We start from the raw sequence: 15,463 nt of genomic DNA, 5'->3' as shown, positions 1-15,463 counted from the left end.
TTGGTGGTATGAAAGCAGCTAGAATCCCATGTAGAATAAATCAGGTTAAAAAATGAAGATATCCCAGTTAGCAATACATAGGTTAAATAATATTAATTGGTTTGTTAATCTTGGTGTAGCAACGACACTCCCTGGTGTTATCCAGGCTCAGTCCCTTAGCTTATTTATAAAAGGCTTGAATAGCGATGAATGGGAAAGTGCCACCTTGGAGGCTGGTTATGAAATAACGGGCTATCTCGCAAAAAAACACACTAACAAATATCAATATTGGAACTCTTTGGTCAAAGAAGCTAAGAAAGTTGTGGAGAATGATATTATCCCAAAAATAATCTTCCCAGAGTCTGAGAAAGGATCAATGACTGAGAACTTAAAATGGGACCTTGTGAATTACTTGCTTGAAGATGCGTATAGTTCTTTACTACATGAGCCATTCGCTTTTGAAGGCTTAATTAATGTTTATGAAGCTGGGCATATGCCCTGTGGATGGTCAGGTACTTGGCCAGCGGGCAAACTAGTTATCTATTGATAGGACACGCGAAAAAAAATCCACGCCAAAGCGTGGATTTTTTTCATTCAAAACAAATCAAACGTTAAACAAGAAGTTCATCACGTCGCCATCTTTAACGATGTAATCTTTCCCTTCCGCACGCATCTTGCCTGCTTCTTTCGCGCCTTGCTCACCCTTGTAGGTGATGAAGTCTTCAAACGCGATAGTCTGCGCGCGAATGAAGCCTTTCTCGAAGTCGGTGTGGATCTTACCGGCCGCCTGAGGCGCGGTCGCGCCCACAGGGATGGTCCACGCTCGCACTTCTTTTACACCAGCGGTGAAGTAGGTTTGCAGATTCAGCAGCTCATAACCCGCGCGGATCACGCGGTTCAGGCCCGGCTCTTCCAGACCCAGCTCGGCCATGAACTCTTCGCGGTCGGCGTCGTCCAGCTCTGCAATATCAGATTCAACGGCAGCGCAAACCGCAACCACTACAGAACCTTCAGCCGCGGCAATTTCACGCACTTTGTCCAGATACGGGTTGTTCTCGAAACCGTCTTCGTTAACGTTGGCGATGTACATGGTTGGCTTCAGGGTCAGGAAGCTCAGGTATTTGATCGCCGCTTTGTCTTCGTCAGTCAGGTTTTTCAGCGCGCGCAGCATGCCGGCATTTTCCAGCTGTGGCAGACATTTTTCCAGCGCAGCCAGTTCCGCTTTCGCGTCTTTGTCGCCGCCTTTGGCTTTCTTCTGCACGCGGTGAATGGCGCGCTCGCAGGTGTCGAGGTCAGAGAGGGCCAGCTCGGTGTTGATGACGTCGATGTCGTCAGCCGGATCTACTTTGTTGTTAACGTGGATAATGTTGTCGTTCTCGAAGCAGCGCACAACGTGGCCGATCGCTTCGGTTTCACGGATGTTGGTCAGGAACTGGTTGCCCAGGCCTTCACCTTTGGATGCGCCTTTTACCAGGCCCGCGATGTCCACGAACTCCATGGTGGTTGGCAGAATGCGCTGCGGCTTCACGATTTCCGCGAGCTGGTCCAGACGCGGATCGGGCATAGGAACAACACCGGTGTTCGGCTCGATGGTACAGAACGGGAAGTTCGCCGCTTCAATACCTGCTTTGGTGAGCGCGTTGAACAGGGTGGATTTGCCCACGTTTGGCAGACCGACGATACCGCATTTGAATCCCATTTCTAAATCACCTTAATATCTTGATAATCAATCCGTTAACGATAACCGATTGAAGAAAAGTAAATAACTACGCCTATTATACACGTAACCCGCGCGACGCGCGGTAAAAAAGCCCCAGGGCGCCGATTATTGCGCTTTGAAAGCGTGCAGTCGATTGGTGGCTTTCGTCAGGCCGTCCTGAAGCCAAATCTCGGTGCAGCGGGCCGCTTCGTCCACCGCTTCGTCAATCAACTTCTGCTCAGAAACCGGTGGTTTACCCAGTACGAAACCAACAACTTTGTTTTTATCGCCCGGATGGCCGATTCCCACGCGCAAACGGTGGAAATTAGGGTTATTACCCAGTTTGCTGATGATGTCTTTCAGACCATTGTGGCCGCCATGACCGCCGCCCAGTTTGAACTTCGCCACGCCTGGCGGCAGGTCCAGTTCGTCGTGGGCCACCAGGATCTCATCCGGATTGATGCGATAAAATGTTGCCATGGCCGCCACGGCTTTGCCGCTCAGGTTCATAAAGGTGGTTGGCACCAGCAACCGCACGTCAGCACCCGCAAGATTGATGCGTGAGGTATACCCGTAAAACTTGGTTTCTTCACGCAGGGGAGCGCGCAAACGCTCCGCCAGCAGATCAACATACCAGGCGCCGGCGTTATGGCGGGTAGCGGCATACTCTGCGCCCGGATTGGCGAGGCCGACAATCAGTTTAATCGTCACGATTTACTTCCTAATGGGTTCCAGATCTGGCGCGTAGTTTACTGTCTGGCGCGCCGCTTGACAAAGTTCTGCCTGCTGTACACCGAAATGCGAATAATTTCCTCTTTGAACAATTAGAATTTCAAGCTGTTCAATGTCTTATTTGTAAATTTTTGTCCGGGAGTTATCAGTAAATGTGATCATTCACGCAACTCATATAAGAGGCGTTGTCTATACTTTACACACAAGGAGAAGGGGCTTTTCCCCTGACAACCCAAAGTTCCGGAGGTGACATATGAAACGCAAAAACGCTTCAATGCTCGGTAACGTGCTAATGGGGTTGGGACTGTTCGTGATGGTCGCCGGTGTCGGTTATTCAATCTTAAACCAATTACCGCAGCTTGACCTCCCACAATACTTTGCGCATGGCGCGGTGCTGAGTATCTTCCTTGGTGCGGTATTGTGGCTCGCCGGGGCGCGCGTGAGCGGACATGAGGAAGTCTGCGATAAATACTGGTGGGTGCGCCATTACGATAAACGATGCCGCCGCGACCAGCGCAAGCATAGCTAGTCTGTAGAAATAATGAACATAAAAAAACGACTCTCAAATGAGTCGTTTTTTTTATGTGTTGGCTTTTCGGAACGATTATAGATCTGCTAACGCAGCTTCACGGTTAGGGTAGAAGGACAATCGGCCAGGGATCGGCTGCACGCCCGCGCGCGCCATGGTGCGCAGGGGCTGGAATTCAAGGTTACTCACCCGCAGTTCACAGCCTTCCGGCAGACGCGCAACAAAGCGCTGGAAGGCATCCAGACCGCCGGCATCCAGCACCGGGACGGCATCCCATTTCAGCACCACAATCCGTTTGCCCGCAATGCGGGATTCCAGATCGCTGAACAGACCTTCCGCTGCGGCGAAGAACAGCGGGCCAATCACGCGCAGCACCAGCACATCGTCAGGCACCTCAACGTTAACCGGGGAGAGACGCGTCATCTGCGCGATGCGGCGCATAAAGAGCAGCGAGGCCAGCACAATGCCGACGCTGATGGCGATAACCATATCGAACAGCACGGTCAGCGACATGCAGATCAGCATCACGATAATGTCGTCTTTCGGCGCACGGCGCAGCAGGTTAACCACCTTATGCGCCTCACTCATGTTCCAGGCCACCATCAGCAGCAGCGCAGCCATGGCAGAGAGTGGAAGCCATGAAAGCAGCGGGGCAAGGATCAGCAGCGCCATGATCACCAGCAGGGAGTGAATGACCGCCGAAACCGGTGATGTCGCGCCCGCACGTACGTTCGCGGCGGAACGGGCAATCGCAGCCGTAGCGGTAATACCGCCGAAGAACGGTGCAACGATGTTCCCTAAGCCCTGGCCGACCAGCTCGCTGTTGGCTTTGTGCTTAGTGCCGGTCATGCCGTCGAGCACGACGGCGCAGAGCAGGGATTCAATCGCGCCCAGCATTGCCATGGAGAACGCGGCAGGCAGCAGAGCGCGAAGGGAATCCCAGCTTAGGGTGAAGCTTGAGCCCGGCATGTCCCACGGCAGAACCAGCTGCGGCAGCAGCTGCGGAATGCCGCTGCCCTGTGAGCCGTCCGCCAGAACATAGTGGAACTGGGAGCCAATGGTGGCGACCTGTCCACCGAGCAGGTTGACAACGCCCATCACCGCGCAGCCCAGCAGCAGAGCGGGCAGATGCCCCGGGAGACGAATGCCTAAGCGAGGCCAGACGATAAGTGTGCCGAGGGTAACGATGCCAATGGCTGCATCGCCCAGGTTGGCCGTCGGCAACGCCATAAACAGCGCGCCCACTTTCTGTAAATAGTGCTCCGGAACATGGGCCATTTGCAGGCCGAGGAAATCCTTAATCTGCATGGTCCCGATGGTAATCCCAATCCCCGAGGTGAACCCCAGCGTTACGGAAAGGGGAATATATTCAATCAGGCGACCAAAGCGGGCCAGACCAAACAGAATTAAAAAGATGCCGGACATCAGGGTGGCAACCAGCAGGCCTGCCAGACCAAACTGTTGGGAAACCGGGTAGAGGATCACCACAAAGGCGGCAGTCGGGCCGGAGACGCTGAAGCGGGACCCGCCCGTCAGCGCAATCACAATCCCCGCAACGGCCGAGGTGTACAGCCCGTACTGCGGCGCGACGCCGCTACCAATCGCCAGCGCCATCGCCAGCGGGATGGCAATAATCCCGACGGTGATCCCGGCTATCAGGTCACGAACAAAGCGTGACGATGTGTATTTCTCTTTCCAGCAGGCGTCGATGAGGGCGCGAAAGGGCAGAACATGTGAGGAGGTTACGTTTTTCACAATTATCTATCATCCGTGTGCGCATCATCTGTCATGTGAATGGCAGGTGAAGGAGGCATAAGTCATACAAATAAATACTATAAACAAAAAAACCCGCCGTAGCGGGTTTTTTGGCCGTGTTCGATCAGTGTTCGAACATTGCAGAGATCGATTCTTCGTTGCTGATACGACGAATCGCTTCGGCCAGCATCCCGGACAGAGTCAACGTACGCACGTTTGGCAGCGCTTTGATCTCGTCGCTCAGTGGAATGGTATCGCACACCACAACTTCGTCAATGACGGAGTTACGGAGGTTGTTTACCGCATTGCCGGAGAAGATCGGGTGAGTGGCGTAAGCGAATACGCGTTTCGCACCACGCTCTTTCAGCGCTTCAGCGGCTTTACACAGCGTACCGCCGGTATCGATCATGTCGTCCACCAACACGCAGTCGCGGCCAGCCACGTCACCGATGATGTGCATCACCTGAGAAACGTTAGCGCGTGGACGGCGTTTGTCGATGATCGCCATGTCGGTATCGTTCAGCAGCTTCGCGATAGCACGAGCACGTACCACGCCGCCGATGTCCGGAGAAACCACAATCGGGTTGTCCAGATTCAGTTGCAGCATGTCTTCCAGCAGGATTGGGCTGCCGAATACGTTATCAACCGGCACGTCGAAGAAGCCCTGGATCTGCTCTGCGTGCAGGTCAACCGTCAGTACGCGGTCAACGCCGACGCTGGACAGGAAGTCAGCGACAACTTTAGCGGTGATTGGCACACGCGCGGAACGGACGCGACGGTCCTGACGTGCATAGCCAAAGTAAGGAATAACAGCAGTGATACGGCCAGCAGAAGCACGACGCAGCGCGTCGACCATAACAACCAATTCCATCAGGTTGTCGTTCGTTGGAGCACAGGTGGACTGGATGATGAAAATATCACCACCGCGTACATTTTCGTTAATTTGTACGCTGACTTCGCCGTCGCTAAAGCGACCTACAGCGGCGTCGCCGAGGGAAGTGTACAGGCGGTTGGCAATACGTTGTGCTAGTTCCGGGGTGGCGTTACCAGCAAAAAGCTTCATATCAGGCACGAGAAGAACCTCAGGCATGCGTCCAGTGGTGGATAGCGTTCGCCGCAAACTGCGGGGCCTAAGCAAACGCTATCCAGGCGGTGTATTAAAGAGCGCGATGCAACGTCTGGAACAGGGTGACGTTGTCACCGAAACTCAGTCTGCGCCAGAATGGCCTGCTGTAGGGGGGAGGTGTTCATCCCGCGTGCTACAAAACCATGCAGCCAAACCGGCGCTTGCTCAAGCACCTGACGGGCGGCGGTTTCGGTGTCAAATTCAGCAAAGACACAGGCCCCTGTACCGGTCAGGCGCGACGGCGCGTATTCTAACAGCCAGGAAAGCACCGCATCAACCTCGCGAAAACGTTTTCTTGCGATATCCTCGCAATCGTTGCTGAATTCACAATTTAATAACGTTTTTATTGACCGTACCGGGGTATTTCTTTTCAGGTCAGGATCTTTAAAGATGACCGGGGTAGGAATGCTCACGCCAGGGTGAACGATCAGATACCATTTTTCCGGCGGATCGACCGGCGTGAGGATTTCACCGACACCTTCAGCGAACGCCGCGTGGCCGCGCACAAACACCGGTACATCGGCGCCCAGCGTCAACCCTAACGCTGCCAGTTCGTCCGTCGTCAGACCGCAGCCCCAGAGGTGGTTAAGCGCCACCAGTACAGTCGCGGCGTTTGATGAGCCGCCGCCAAGACCGCCGCCCATCGGCAGGCGTTTGTCGATACGGATATCCGCACCGCTTCCCGCCGGCAGACGACCCGACGTCGACGCCGTTTTCATTAGCAGGCGGGCAGCGCGCACGATCAGGTTATCGTCATGCGCCACGCCGTCGACCGGCGTCAGCAGGCAAATCTGCCCGTCCTGACGCGGTTCGATGGAGATGGTGTCGCCGTAATCGACAAACTGAAACAGCGTTTGCAGGGTGTGATAGCCGTCAGCGCGCTGCCCGGTAATGTAGAGAAACAGGTTCAGTTTTGCGGGAGAGGGCCAGTGGGTCATCATTTAACGATCCAGTTGTCCATTTTCAGCTTGATACGCTGGCTACCCTGCGTCAGCTCCATATTGGACGGCAGCGACGGTTGCGTCTTGCTGTCATACGCGCTGTACACCACTTTCCAGGTTTTACCGCCCTGGGTGTAGTTTACCTGGCTCAGACGGTATTGATCGTCGAGCGTATAGTCGGTCGCATCACCCGGCAGGCCAAGGATCCACTGGCGCAGACTATTGAGCGGAATCGGCATCCCGGTCAGCTTGCCAATCATCTCTTCGGCGTCGGTTGCCGTGTAGTGCTGGCCTTTGTTATCGGTGATCTGCGCTTCGCCAGGCTTCGCGTTAAGCTCCAGCTCGGTGCTGCCCAGCGGGTTCAGCAGCAGCAGGCGATAGTTGTCCTGACCCGTTTGCTGCCAGAAGAAGCGAGCGTAAACTTTTTGTTCGTCAGAGAGATAAGCAAATGCACCGCGGGTCTGGTACTGGCTTAATTTCAGCACATCCTGCTGGTGCTGACGCCACTGCGGTGAGTCAGGGCTTTTGCCCGGGCCTTTCGGCTGATGAACGGAACAGGCGGTCAGAACCAGGGCCGCCAGAGGCAGCAGGCGAATCATTCGGGTCATAATGATGACAAATCCTTGAGATACGTTGCAGTTATAACTGTTAATGCTAGCGTTGAAGGGTGCCACCGTCTACGTTCAAATTATCTCAAAGCGTGGCGTAAGCTATTACTCCGAAAGGGGGCAGTCTCTTTTATTGATCTCGCGCATCCTGTATGATGCGTCCTGCTAACCTTATTAACGCTGGTACTACTCCCGCTCAACATGACCCTATTAGCACTCGGTATTAACCACAAAACGGCCCCGGTTTCACTGCGAGAACGCGTTACGTTTTCGCCGGATACGCTCGACCTGGCGCTGGACAGCCTGCTTGCACAGCCGATGGTGCAGGGTGGCGTGGTGCTGTCGACGTGCAACCGTACCGAGCTCTATTTAAGCGTGGAGGAGCAGGATAACCTGCACGAGGCGCTGATCCGCTGGCTGTGTGACTACCACAACCTCAACGAAGAGGAGCTGCGCAACAGTCTGTACTGGCATCAGGATAACGATGCGGTCAGCCATCTGATGCGCGTGGCCAGCGGTCTGGATTCGCTGGTGCTGGGCGAGCCGCAGATCCTCGGCCAGGTGAAAAAAGCCTTCGCGGATTCCCAGAAAGGGCATCTGAAAGCCAGCGAACTGGAGCGAATGTTCCAGAAGTCATTCTCCGTGGCGAAGCGTGTGCGAACCGAAACCGACATTGGCGCCAGTGCGGTTTCGGTTGCTTTCGCGGCCTGTACCCTTGCCCGTCAAATTTTTGAATCCCTGTCGACCGTCACCGTACTGCTGGTGGGGGCGGGCGAAACCATCGAGCTGGTGGCGCGCCATCTTCGCGAACACAAGGTGAAGAAGATGATCATTGCCAACCGCACCCGCGAACGTGCGCAGGTGCTGGCAGATGAAGTGGGCGCTGAGGTGATTGCGCTGAGCGACATCGATGAACGTCTGAAAGAGGCGGACATTATTATCAGTTCTACCGCCAGCCCGCTGCCGATTATCGGGAAAGGGATGGTCGAGCGTGCGCTGAAATCCCGCCGCAATCAGCCGATGCTGCTGGTGGATATCGCCGTTCCGCGTGATGTCGAACCGGAAGTGGGCAAACTGGCGAACGCCTACCTGTACAGCGTGGATGACCTGCAAAGCATCATTTCGCACAACCTTGCCCAGCGTAAGGCGGCGGCTGTGCAGGCGGAAACCATCGTTGAACAGGAAACCAGCGAATTTATGGCCTGGCTGCGCGCGCAAAGCGTCAGCGAGACCATCCGCGAATACCGCGGTCAGGCGGAGCAGGTGCGTGATGACCTGACGGCCAAAGCGTTAGCGGCCCTTGAACAGGGCGGCGACGCGCAGGCGATTATGCAGGATTTAGCCTGGAAACTGACCAACCGCCTGATCCATGCCCCAACCAAATCTCTTCAGCAGGCTGCCCGTGACGGGGACGATGAACGCCTGACTATTCTGCGCAACAGCCTCGGGCTGGAATAGCGCCCTATACCCATTTTCTAAGACAAGGTGCATTTACGCCTATGAAGCCTTCTATCGTCGCTAAACTGGAAGCTCTGCACGAGCGCCATGAAGAAGTCCAGGCGCTGCTCGGTGATGCCGGGACCATTGCCGACCAGGAACGTTTTCGCGCGCTGTCGCGTGAATACGCGCAGTTAAGTGATGTTTCAAAATGCTTTACCGACTGGCGACAGGTCCAGGAAGATATCGAAACCGCGCAGATGATGCTCGACGATCCTGAGATGCGCGAGATGGCGCAGGAAGAGTTGCAGGACGCAAAAGCGCGTTCAGAAGAGATGGAGCAGCAGCTTCAGGTGCTTCTGCTGCCGAAAGATCCGGATGATGAGCGTAACGCCTTTGTGGAAGTCCGCGCCGGTACCGGTGGCGACGAAGCGGCGCTGTTCGCCGGGGATCTGTTCCGTATGTACAGCCGGTATGCCGAATCCCGTCGCTGGCGCGTGGAGATCATGAGCGCCAACGAAGGCGAGCATGGCGGCTACAAAGAGGTTATCGCCAAGATCAGCGGCGACGGCGTGTACGGTCGACTGAAATTTGAATCCGGCGGTCACCGCGTGCAGCGCGTGCCTGCGACAGAATCACAGGGACGCATTCATACGTCAGCCTGTACGGTGGCGGTGATGCCGGAGCTGCCGGAAGCGGAACTGCCGGATATCAACCCGGCGGATCTGCGCATCGACACCTTCCGCTCTTCAGGGGCAGGTGGTCAGCACGTTAACACCACCGACTCCGCTATCCGTATTACTCACCTGCCCACCGGGATTGTGGTTGAGTGTCAGGATGAACGTTCCCAGCACAAGAACAAGGCTAAAGCGTTATCCGTGCTGGGCGCCCGTATCCACGCGGCTGAAATGGCGAAACGCCAGCAGGCGGAAGCCTCTACCCGCCGTAACCTGCTGGGCAGCGGCGATCGTAGCGACCGTAACCGTACCTATAACTTCCCGCAGGGTCGCGTAACCGACCATCGCATCAACCTGACGCTCTACCGTCTGGATGAGGCGATGGAAGGCAAGCTCGATATGCTGATTGAGCCTATCGTGCAGGAATACCAGGCCGACCAGCTGGCGGCACTGTCCGAGCAGGATTAATGGATTTTCAGCGCTGGTTACGCCATGCCGCCAGTGAGCTTTCTGCAAGTGAAAGCCCGAAGCGTGACGCCGAAATTCTGCTTGAGCATGTGACGGGTAAAGCCCGCACGTATCTGCTGGCTTTCGGCGAAACCGCGCTGACCGCTGAACAGCAATCGCAGCTGGAGGCGCTGCTTGCCCGCCGTAAAACCGGCGAGCCGGTGGCGCACCTGGTTGGCGAACGCGAGTTCTGGTCACTTCCGCTGTACGTTTCAGCGGCCACGCTGATCCCGCGCCCGGACACCGAGTGTCTGGTGGAGCAGGCGCTGGCGCGGTTACCGGCGCAGCCGTGTCAGATCCTCGATCTCGGTACTGGCACCGGCGCGATTGCGCTGGCGCTTGCCAGCGAGCGACCGTACTGCACCGTGACGGCGGTAGACGTAATGCCTGATGCGGTCGCTCTCGCGCGGCGCAACGTTGAACGGCTGGGGCTGAACAATGTTTCCGTTCTGCAAAGCAGCTGGTTTGCCGCGCTTGAAAGCCGTGTGTTCGAAATGATTGTCAGCAATCCGCCCTACATCGACGAAGACGATCCGCATCTCGCGCAGGGCGACGTGCGTTTTGAACCGTTGACCGCGCTGGTCGCTGCGAATCAGGGACTTGCGGATCTCGATCACATTGTGACAACGTCACGACAACATTTGCTTCCCGGTGGCTGGCTGCTGGTGGAACATGGCTGGACGCAGGGAGAGGCGGTGCGAGCGCTGTTTACGCGTGCCGGATACGCTGCCGTGGAAACCTGCCGGGATTACGGCGGCAATGAACGTCTGACGCTGGGGCAGTGGTCATGAGCCTGTTTACGCTGCTGATCTCCGTTCACCTGGTTTCCGTTGCCCTGACCATTGGCTTTTTCATTGCCCGCTACTGGTGGCGCTACAGCAACAATCCGCTGGTTAACGCCCGCTGGGTACGCATCGCCCCGCACTGTATCGACACGGTGCTGTTCCTTTCCGGAGCCGGGTTAATGTGGAAAACCGGCTATCTGCCATTTACTGATAAAGGCGCATGGCTGACTGAAAAGCTGTTTGGCGTTATCATCTACATCGTTTTGGGTTTTATCGCGCTTGGGCGTCATCGTCCGCGCAGCCAGCAGACAGGGTTTATCGCCTTTTTGCTGGGTCTGGTGGTGCTGTACATCATCATTAAACTCGCCACCACAAGAATACCGTTACTGGGGTAAGTCATGAGGTCCTTAGCCGATTTCGAATTTAACAAAGTGCCGCTCTGCGATGGTATGATCCTGATTTCAGAGATGATCCGCGACGATTTTACGTCACAGTACGTTTACGCTGAACTGGAGAATCTGGTCAGCCTGGCGCGCGAGGAGATCAATCAGGCACGTCCGCAGGACTGGCAATTAGAGAAGCTGATTGAGCTTTTCTACGGCGAATGGGGTTTCTGCGACACGCGAGGCGTGTACCGCCTGTCTGACGCACTGTGGCTGGACCAGGTGTTGAAAAATCGTCAGGGCAGCGCCGTCGCGTTGGGCGCCATTTTACTGTGGGTTGCGCACGAGCTGGATATTCCACTGGTGCCGGTCATTTTCCCGACGCAGATGATTTTGCGGGCGGAGTGGCTGGACGGTGAGATGTGGTTAATCAATCCGTTTAACGGCGACACGCTGGATGAGCATACGCTGGACGTCTGGCTGAAAGGCAACATCAGCCCGATAGCTGAGCTGTTCAATGAAGATCTCGATGAAGCCGATAACGCCGAAGTGATCCGCAAGCTCCTGGATACGCTGAAGTCTGCGCTGATGGAAGAGCGTCAGATGGAGCTGGCTCTGCGCGCAAGCGAAGTGCTGTTGCAGTTCAATCCGGAAGATCCGTACGAAATCCGCGACCGCGGCCTGATTTATGCGCAGCTCGACTGCGAGCACGTGGCGCTGAATGATTTGAATTATTTCGTCGAGCAATGTCCGGAAGACCCGATCAGCGAGATGATCCGCGCGCAGATTAACGCGATCGCGCATAAACACATTACACTGCATTAATCTTAATTCCGATTCACACCTGAATAAGGCGATCCTATGAAACAAAAAGTGGTTAGCATTGGTGATATCAACGTGGCAAACGACCTGCCGTTCGTGCTGTTTGGCGGTATGAACGTTCTGGAATCCCGCGATCTCGCTATGCGCATCTGCGAACACTACGTGACCGTGACCCAAAAGCTGGGCATCCCGTACGTGTTTAAAGCCTCTTTTGACAAAGCCAACCGCTCCTCCATTCACTCCTACCGTGGCCCGGGCCTGGAAGAGGGGATGAAGATTTTCCAGGAGCTGAAACAGACGTTTGGCGTGAAAGTGATCACCGACGTGCACGAAGCGTCTCAGGCACAGCCCGTGGCTGATGTGGTAGACGTGATTCAGCTTCCGGCGTTCCTCGCTCGCCAGACTGACCTGGTAGAAGCGATGGCGAAAACCGGTGCCGTGATTAACGTGAAAAAACCGCAGTTCGTGAGCCCTGGCCAGATGGGTAACATCGTCGACAAGTTTATCGAAGGCGGTAACGACCAGGTGATCCTGTGCGACCGTGGTTCAAACTTCGGTTATGACAACCTGGTTGTGGATATGCTGGGCTTCAGCGTGATGAAGAACGTCTCTAACCAGTCCCCGGTGATTTTCGACGTGACCCACTCCCTGCAATGCCGCGACCCGTTTGGCGCCGCGTCTGGCGGGCGTCGTGCGCAGGTGACCGAACTGGCGCGCGCCGGTATGGCAACCGGCCTGGCGGGTCTGTTCATTGAAGCGCACCCGGATCCGGCGAACGCGAAATGCGACGGTCCATCCGCGCTGCCGCTGGATAAGCTGGAGCCGTTCCTGAAACAGATCAAAGCGATTGACGATCTGGTGAAGAGCTTCGACGAGCTGGATACCAGCAACTAATAAAAAAACCCGCTTCGGCGGGTTTTTCTTTGCCCGGCGGCGCTACGCTTGCGCGGGCCTACGGGTTTCGTAGGCCGGGTAAGCGCAGCGCACCCGGCAAAAAAATTACGCAAATATCGTCATCAGATACGCAATAAACAGCGCCATATGCGCCGCGCCGTTCAGCACATTGGTGCGGCCGGTGGAGAAGGATATCTGGCACAGCAGCAAGGATGCCACCATCACAATCATCTCTGGCGCACCCAGCGCAAACTGCAATTCATTCCCCGTCATAAAGGCAATCAACGTCACCACCGGAACGGTAAGGGAGATGGTCGCCAGAACGGAGCCGAAGAACAGATTCATCGCACGCTGCACCTGATTATTGAGCACCGCTTTCAGCGCTCCCAGGCCTTCTGGCGACAGGATCAACAGGGCCACCAGGAAACCGGTAAAGGCGACCGGCGCGTTCAGTTCAGTTAATAGCGCCTCCAGGGGGTTCGCATTCATCTTGGTGACCGCAATAACGGCAATCAGATGCACGATCAGCCAAACCGTATGCCACGCGCTGCTGTGCGCCGACGGCTTACCGTGATGCGGGTCATCGTCGTCGCCGTCGTCTTCATGCTCGTAAACAAACAGGCTCTGGTGCGTTTTGGTCTGGATCAGCAGGAACACGCCGTACATCGCCGCGGAAATCAGCGCCACCAGCAGCGCCTGGCCGGTGGTGAAATTTGCACCCGGCAGCGCCATCGGGAACACCAGCACGATAATCGCCAGCGGGAACAGGGCGATCAGGTACTGTTTAATGCCAAAGAGGTTCATGTACTGGGTGGCAAATTTGCGACCACCTAATAAAAGTGAAAAACCGACCAGGCCGCCGGTAACAATCATAATGATGGAGTAGAGCGTATCGCGCATTAGCGTTGGCGCGGCGTCGCCGGTGGCCATTAATGCGGAAATTAAACTGACTTCAAGAATCACAACCGAAAGGCTTAAAATTAATGACCCATACGGCTCTCCAAGACGGTGGGCTAACACATCCGCATGGCGTACCACGCTAAATGCACTGGTTAAAATACCCACCAGAGCCAGAATATTGATCCCCACAACCACTGGCAATGACTGACTGCTTCCCCAGAAGAGCAGCACAGCCAGTGCCAGAACCGGGAAAATGAGAGAGGTCTCCTTGTGGCGGGTTTTTACCGCCTCGTGTGTTGCTGTCATGTGTTTCTCCAACAATGCAGGTGCTTGTAATTATAGATAGATTTTAAAGGTATTAAATTAACAGAAATCTGTTAAATACCCTGTATTTTTTACTTAATTTTACCCTTTATTAAAATTTTTATGCCTGAGGCTTATAATGCCTTATCTCTGTTAAATATTGGTTTAATAACAATGAATTGCGTTTTTATATTGTTCATTTCTTTCTGTCGGGTGGCACCCTCGCGTATCGTCGTCCACACTTACCTTTTAGCCAAAAGAGAGGTTAACAATGCCATACAAATCGAAAAGCGAATTACCGGATAACGTGCAAAACGTATTGCCTGCCCACGCCCAGGATATCTACAAAGAAGCCTTTAACAGCGCCTGGGATCAGTACAAAGATAAAGAAGATCGCCGGGACGATGCCAGCCGTGAAGAGACGGCGCATAAGGTGGCCTGGGCCGCCGTGAAAAATGACTATGAGAAAGGGGACGATGATAAATGGCACAAAAAGAAATAGCCGCCAAATAACACGCTGCCTCCATTTTGACATTTCAGGCGGTTGACCTGCCGCTGTATTGCATCTGGCCCGCGAATTGCTTATCGTTGCTCAACTGCTGTTAAAATGAACAGCACAGAATGCCGGGAAGGCGAATTACAGATGTCGCAAGGAAGCATGCAGTGGCGGAGGTGGAATGTGTTAACGCGTGATTTCTTGATGAAGGCAGATTGTAAGACGGCATTTGGTGCTATTGAGGAATCGCTTCTGTGGTCGGCTGAACAACGTGCGGCGTCGCTTGCGGCAACGCTGGCCTGCCGCCCGGATGATGGCCCGGTCTGGATCTTTGGTTACGGCTCGCTGATGTGGAACCCGGCGCTCGAATTTGTTGAATCAGCAACCGGAACGCTGCCTGGCTGGCACCGCGCCTTCTGTTTGCGCCTGACCGCCGGACGCGGCAGCGCCTGTCAGCCTGGCCGCATGCTTGCACTAAAAGAGGGCGGGCGCACCACGGGCGTGGCATACCGGCTACCGGATACCACGCTGGAAGATGAGCTGACGCTGCTGTGGAAGCGCGAGATGATTACCGGCTGCTATATGCCCAGCTGGTGCAAGCTGGAACTGGATGACGGGCGCACCGTCAACGCGCTGGTGTTCATTATGGATCCGCGCCACCCGCTGTATGAAGCCGACACCCGAACCCAGGTGATTGCCCCGCTGATTGCCGCCGCCAGCGGACCGCTGGGCACTAACGCCCAGTACCTTTTCTCGCTCGATCAGGAGCTGACGCGTCTCGGCATGCAGGACGACTGTCTGAGTGAGCTGGTGGTGAAGGTGAAAGCGCTGCTGGAAGGGAACCCGCTCAGCAATACGCTGCGGCCGGGTTTTGCCTGATAATACGCCCG

General features: G+C 55.3%; 17 protein-coding genes. 10 read left to right on the top strand and 7 right to left on the bottom strand.

What is annotated here, in order from left to right:
• Positions 1-52 precede the first annotated feature (52 nt).
• Positions 53-526 (top strand): hypothetical protein, encoded by a 474-nt coding sequence (locus RS584_RS11940; protein ID WP_017384271.1) that lies wholly within the window; start codon positions 53-55, stop codon positions 524-526.
• Between the two features lie 57 nt (positions 527-583).
• Here the strand turns inward: RS584_RS11940 and ychF are convergent, their stop codons facing one another.
• The gene (ychF, locus tag RS584_RS11935; protein WP_003856650.1) at positions 584-1,678 is read right to left on the bottom strand and encodes a redox-regulated ATPase YchF; all 1,095 of its coding nucleotides are present in this window, start codon (positions 1,676-1,678) and stop codon (positions 584-586) included.
• Between the two features lie 126 nt (positions 1,679-1,804).
• Positions 1,805-2,389, bottom strand: coding sequence for an aminoacyl-tRNA hydrolase (gene pth, locus RS584_RS11930; RefSeq protein WP_148972647.1), 585 nt, complete (start codon positions 2,387-2,389; stop codon positions 1,805-1,807).
• A gap of 274 nt (positions 2,390-2,663) precedes the next feature.
• On the opposite strand from pth, the gene ychH reads away from it, so the two are divergent.
• Entirely contained in the window at positions 2,664-2,939 is a 276-nt protein-coding gene (gene ychH, locus RS584_RS11925; RefSeq protein ID WP_003856655.1) for a stress-induced protein YchH, read from the top strand.
• Between the two features lie 75 nt (positions 2,940-3,014).
• On the opposite strand, the gene dauA is transcribed toward ychH, so the two are convergent.
• From dauA to lolB, 4 genes are all read right to left on the bottom strand, one after another.
• Positions 3,015-4,694 carry a C4-dicarboxylic acid transporter DauA gene (gene dauA, locus RS584_RS11920; RefSeq protein ID WP_058685770.1) on the bottom strand — a complete coding sequence of 560 codons (1,680 nt, stop codon included), beginning with the start codon at positions 4,692-4,694 and terminating at the stop codon, positions 3,015-3,017.
• A 124-nt stretch (positions 4,695-4,818) separates the two neighbouring features.
• A complete protein-coding gene (gene prs, locus RS584_RS11915; RefSeq protein WP_003856663.1) occupies positions 4,819-5,766 on the bottom strand; it encodes a ribose-phosphate diphosphokinase in 948 nt (315 codons plus the stop codon).
• Positions 5,767-5,891: 125 nt separating this feature from the next.
• On the bottom strand, positions 5,892-6,761 hold the full coding sequence (gene ispE, locus RS584_RS11910; protein ID WP_315747944.1) for a 4-(cytidine 5'-diphospho)-2-C-methyl-D-erythritol kinase: 870 nt from the start codon (positions 6,759-6,761) through the stop codon (positions 5,892-5,894).
• On the bottom strand, positions 6,758-7,369 hold the full coding sequence (gene lolB, locus RS584_RS11905) for a lipoprotein insertase outer membrane protein LolB (RefSeq protein ID WP_003856665.1): 612 nt from the start codon (positions 7,367-7,369) through the stop codon (positions 6,758-6,760). The genes ispE and lolB overlap by 4 nt, the downstream gene beginning before the upstream one ends.
• A 201-nt stretch (positions 7,370-7,570) precedes the next feature.
• Between lolB and hemA the strand changes: the two genes are divergently transcribed.
• The 6 genes from hemA to kdsA are packed head-to-tail and all read left to right on the top strand — an operon-like array spanning position 7,571 to position 12,874.
• Positions 7,571-8,827: a glutamyl-tRNA reductase gene (gene hemA / locus RS584_RS11900; protein WP_003856666.1), complete on the top strand. Its 1,257-nt coding sequence runs from the start codon at positions 7,571-7,573 to the stop codon at positions 8,825-8,827.
• Between the two features lie 41 nt (positions 8,828-8,868).
• Positions 8,869-9,951, top strand: coding sequence for a peptide chain release factor 1 (gene prfA, locus RS584_RS11895; protein WP_003856667.1), 1,083 nt, complete (start codon positions 8,869-8,871; stop codon positions 9,949-9,951).
• On the top strand, positions 9,951-10,781 hold the full coding sequence (gene prmC, locus RS584_RS11890) for a peptide chain release factor N(5)-glutamine methyltransferase (RefSeq protein ID WP_193042506.1): 831 nt from the start codon (positions 9,951-9,953) through the stop codon (positions 10,779-10,781). Before prfA ends, prmC begins: the two co-directional genes overlap by 1 nt.
• The gene (gene sirB2 / locus RS584_RS11885; RefSeq protein ID WP_063133431.1) at positions 10,778-11,170 is read left to right on the top strand and encodes an invasion regulator SirB2; all 393 of its coding nucleotides are present in this window, start codon (positions 10,778-10,780) and stop codon (positions 11,168-11,170) included. The genes prmC and sirB2 overlap by 4 nt, the downstream gene beginning before the upstream one ends.
• A 3-nt stretch (positions 11,171-11,173) precedes the next feature.
• Complete coding sequence (sirB1, locus tag RS584_RS11880) at positions 11,174-11,983, top strand: invasion regulator SirB1 (protein ID WP_006810913.1); 810 nt, start codon at positions 11,174-11,176, stop codon at positions 11,981-11,983.
• Positions 11,984-12,019: 36 nt separating this feature from the next.
• Positions 12,020-12,874 (top strand): 3-deoxy-8-phosphooctulonate synthase, encoded by an 855-nt coding sequence (kdsA, locus tag RS584_RS11875; protein ID WP_003856671.1) that lies wholly within the window; start codon positions 12,020-12,022, stop codon positions 12,872-12,874.
• A 105-nt stretch (positions 12,875-12,979) separates the two neighbouring features.
• On the opposite strand, the gene chaA is transcribed toward kdsA, so the two are convergent.
• A complete protein-coding gene (gene chaA, locus RS584_RS11870; protein WP_003856672.1) occupies positions 12,980-14,080 on the bottom strand; it encodes a sodium-potassium/proton antiporter ChaA in 1,101 nt (366 codons plus the stop codon).
• Positions 14,081-14,348: 268 nt separating this feature from the next.
• Between chaA and chaB the strand changes: the two genes are divergently transcribed.
• Together chaB and RS584_RS11860 are read left to right on the top strand one after the other, a co-directional pair.
• On the top strand, positions 14,349-14,579 hold the full coding sequence (gene chaB, locus RS584_RS11865) for a putative cation transport regulator ChaB (RefSeq protein ID WP_003856674.1): 231 nt from the start codon (positions 14,349-14,351) through the stop codon (positions 14,577-14,579).
• Positions 14,580-14,756: 177 nt separating this feature from the next.
• On the top strand, positions 14,757-15,452 hold the full coding sequence (locus RS584_RS11860; RefSeq protein ID WP_017384255.1) for a gamma-glutamylcyclotransferase: 696 nt from the start codon (positions 14,757-14,759) through the stop codon (positions 15,450-15,452).
• Positions 15,453-15,463: the final 11 nt, after the last annotated feature.

The sequence above is a fragment of the Enterobacter sp. DTU_2021_1002640_1_SI_PRY_ASU_LCPMC_013 genome (assembly GCF_032389435.1).
GTDB lineage: Bacteria > Pseudomonadota > Gammaproteobacteria > Enterobacterales > Enterobacteriaceae > Enterobacter > Enterobacter hormaechei_C.
This window is presented reverse-complemented; position numbering and strand designations above follow the sequence as displayed.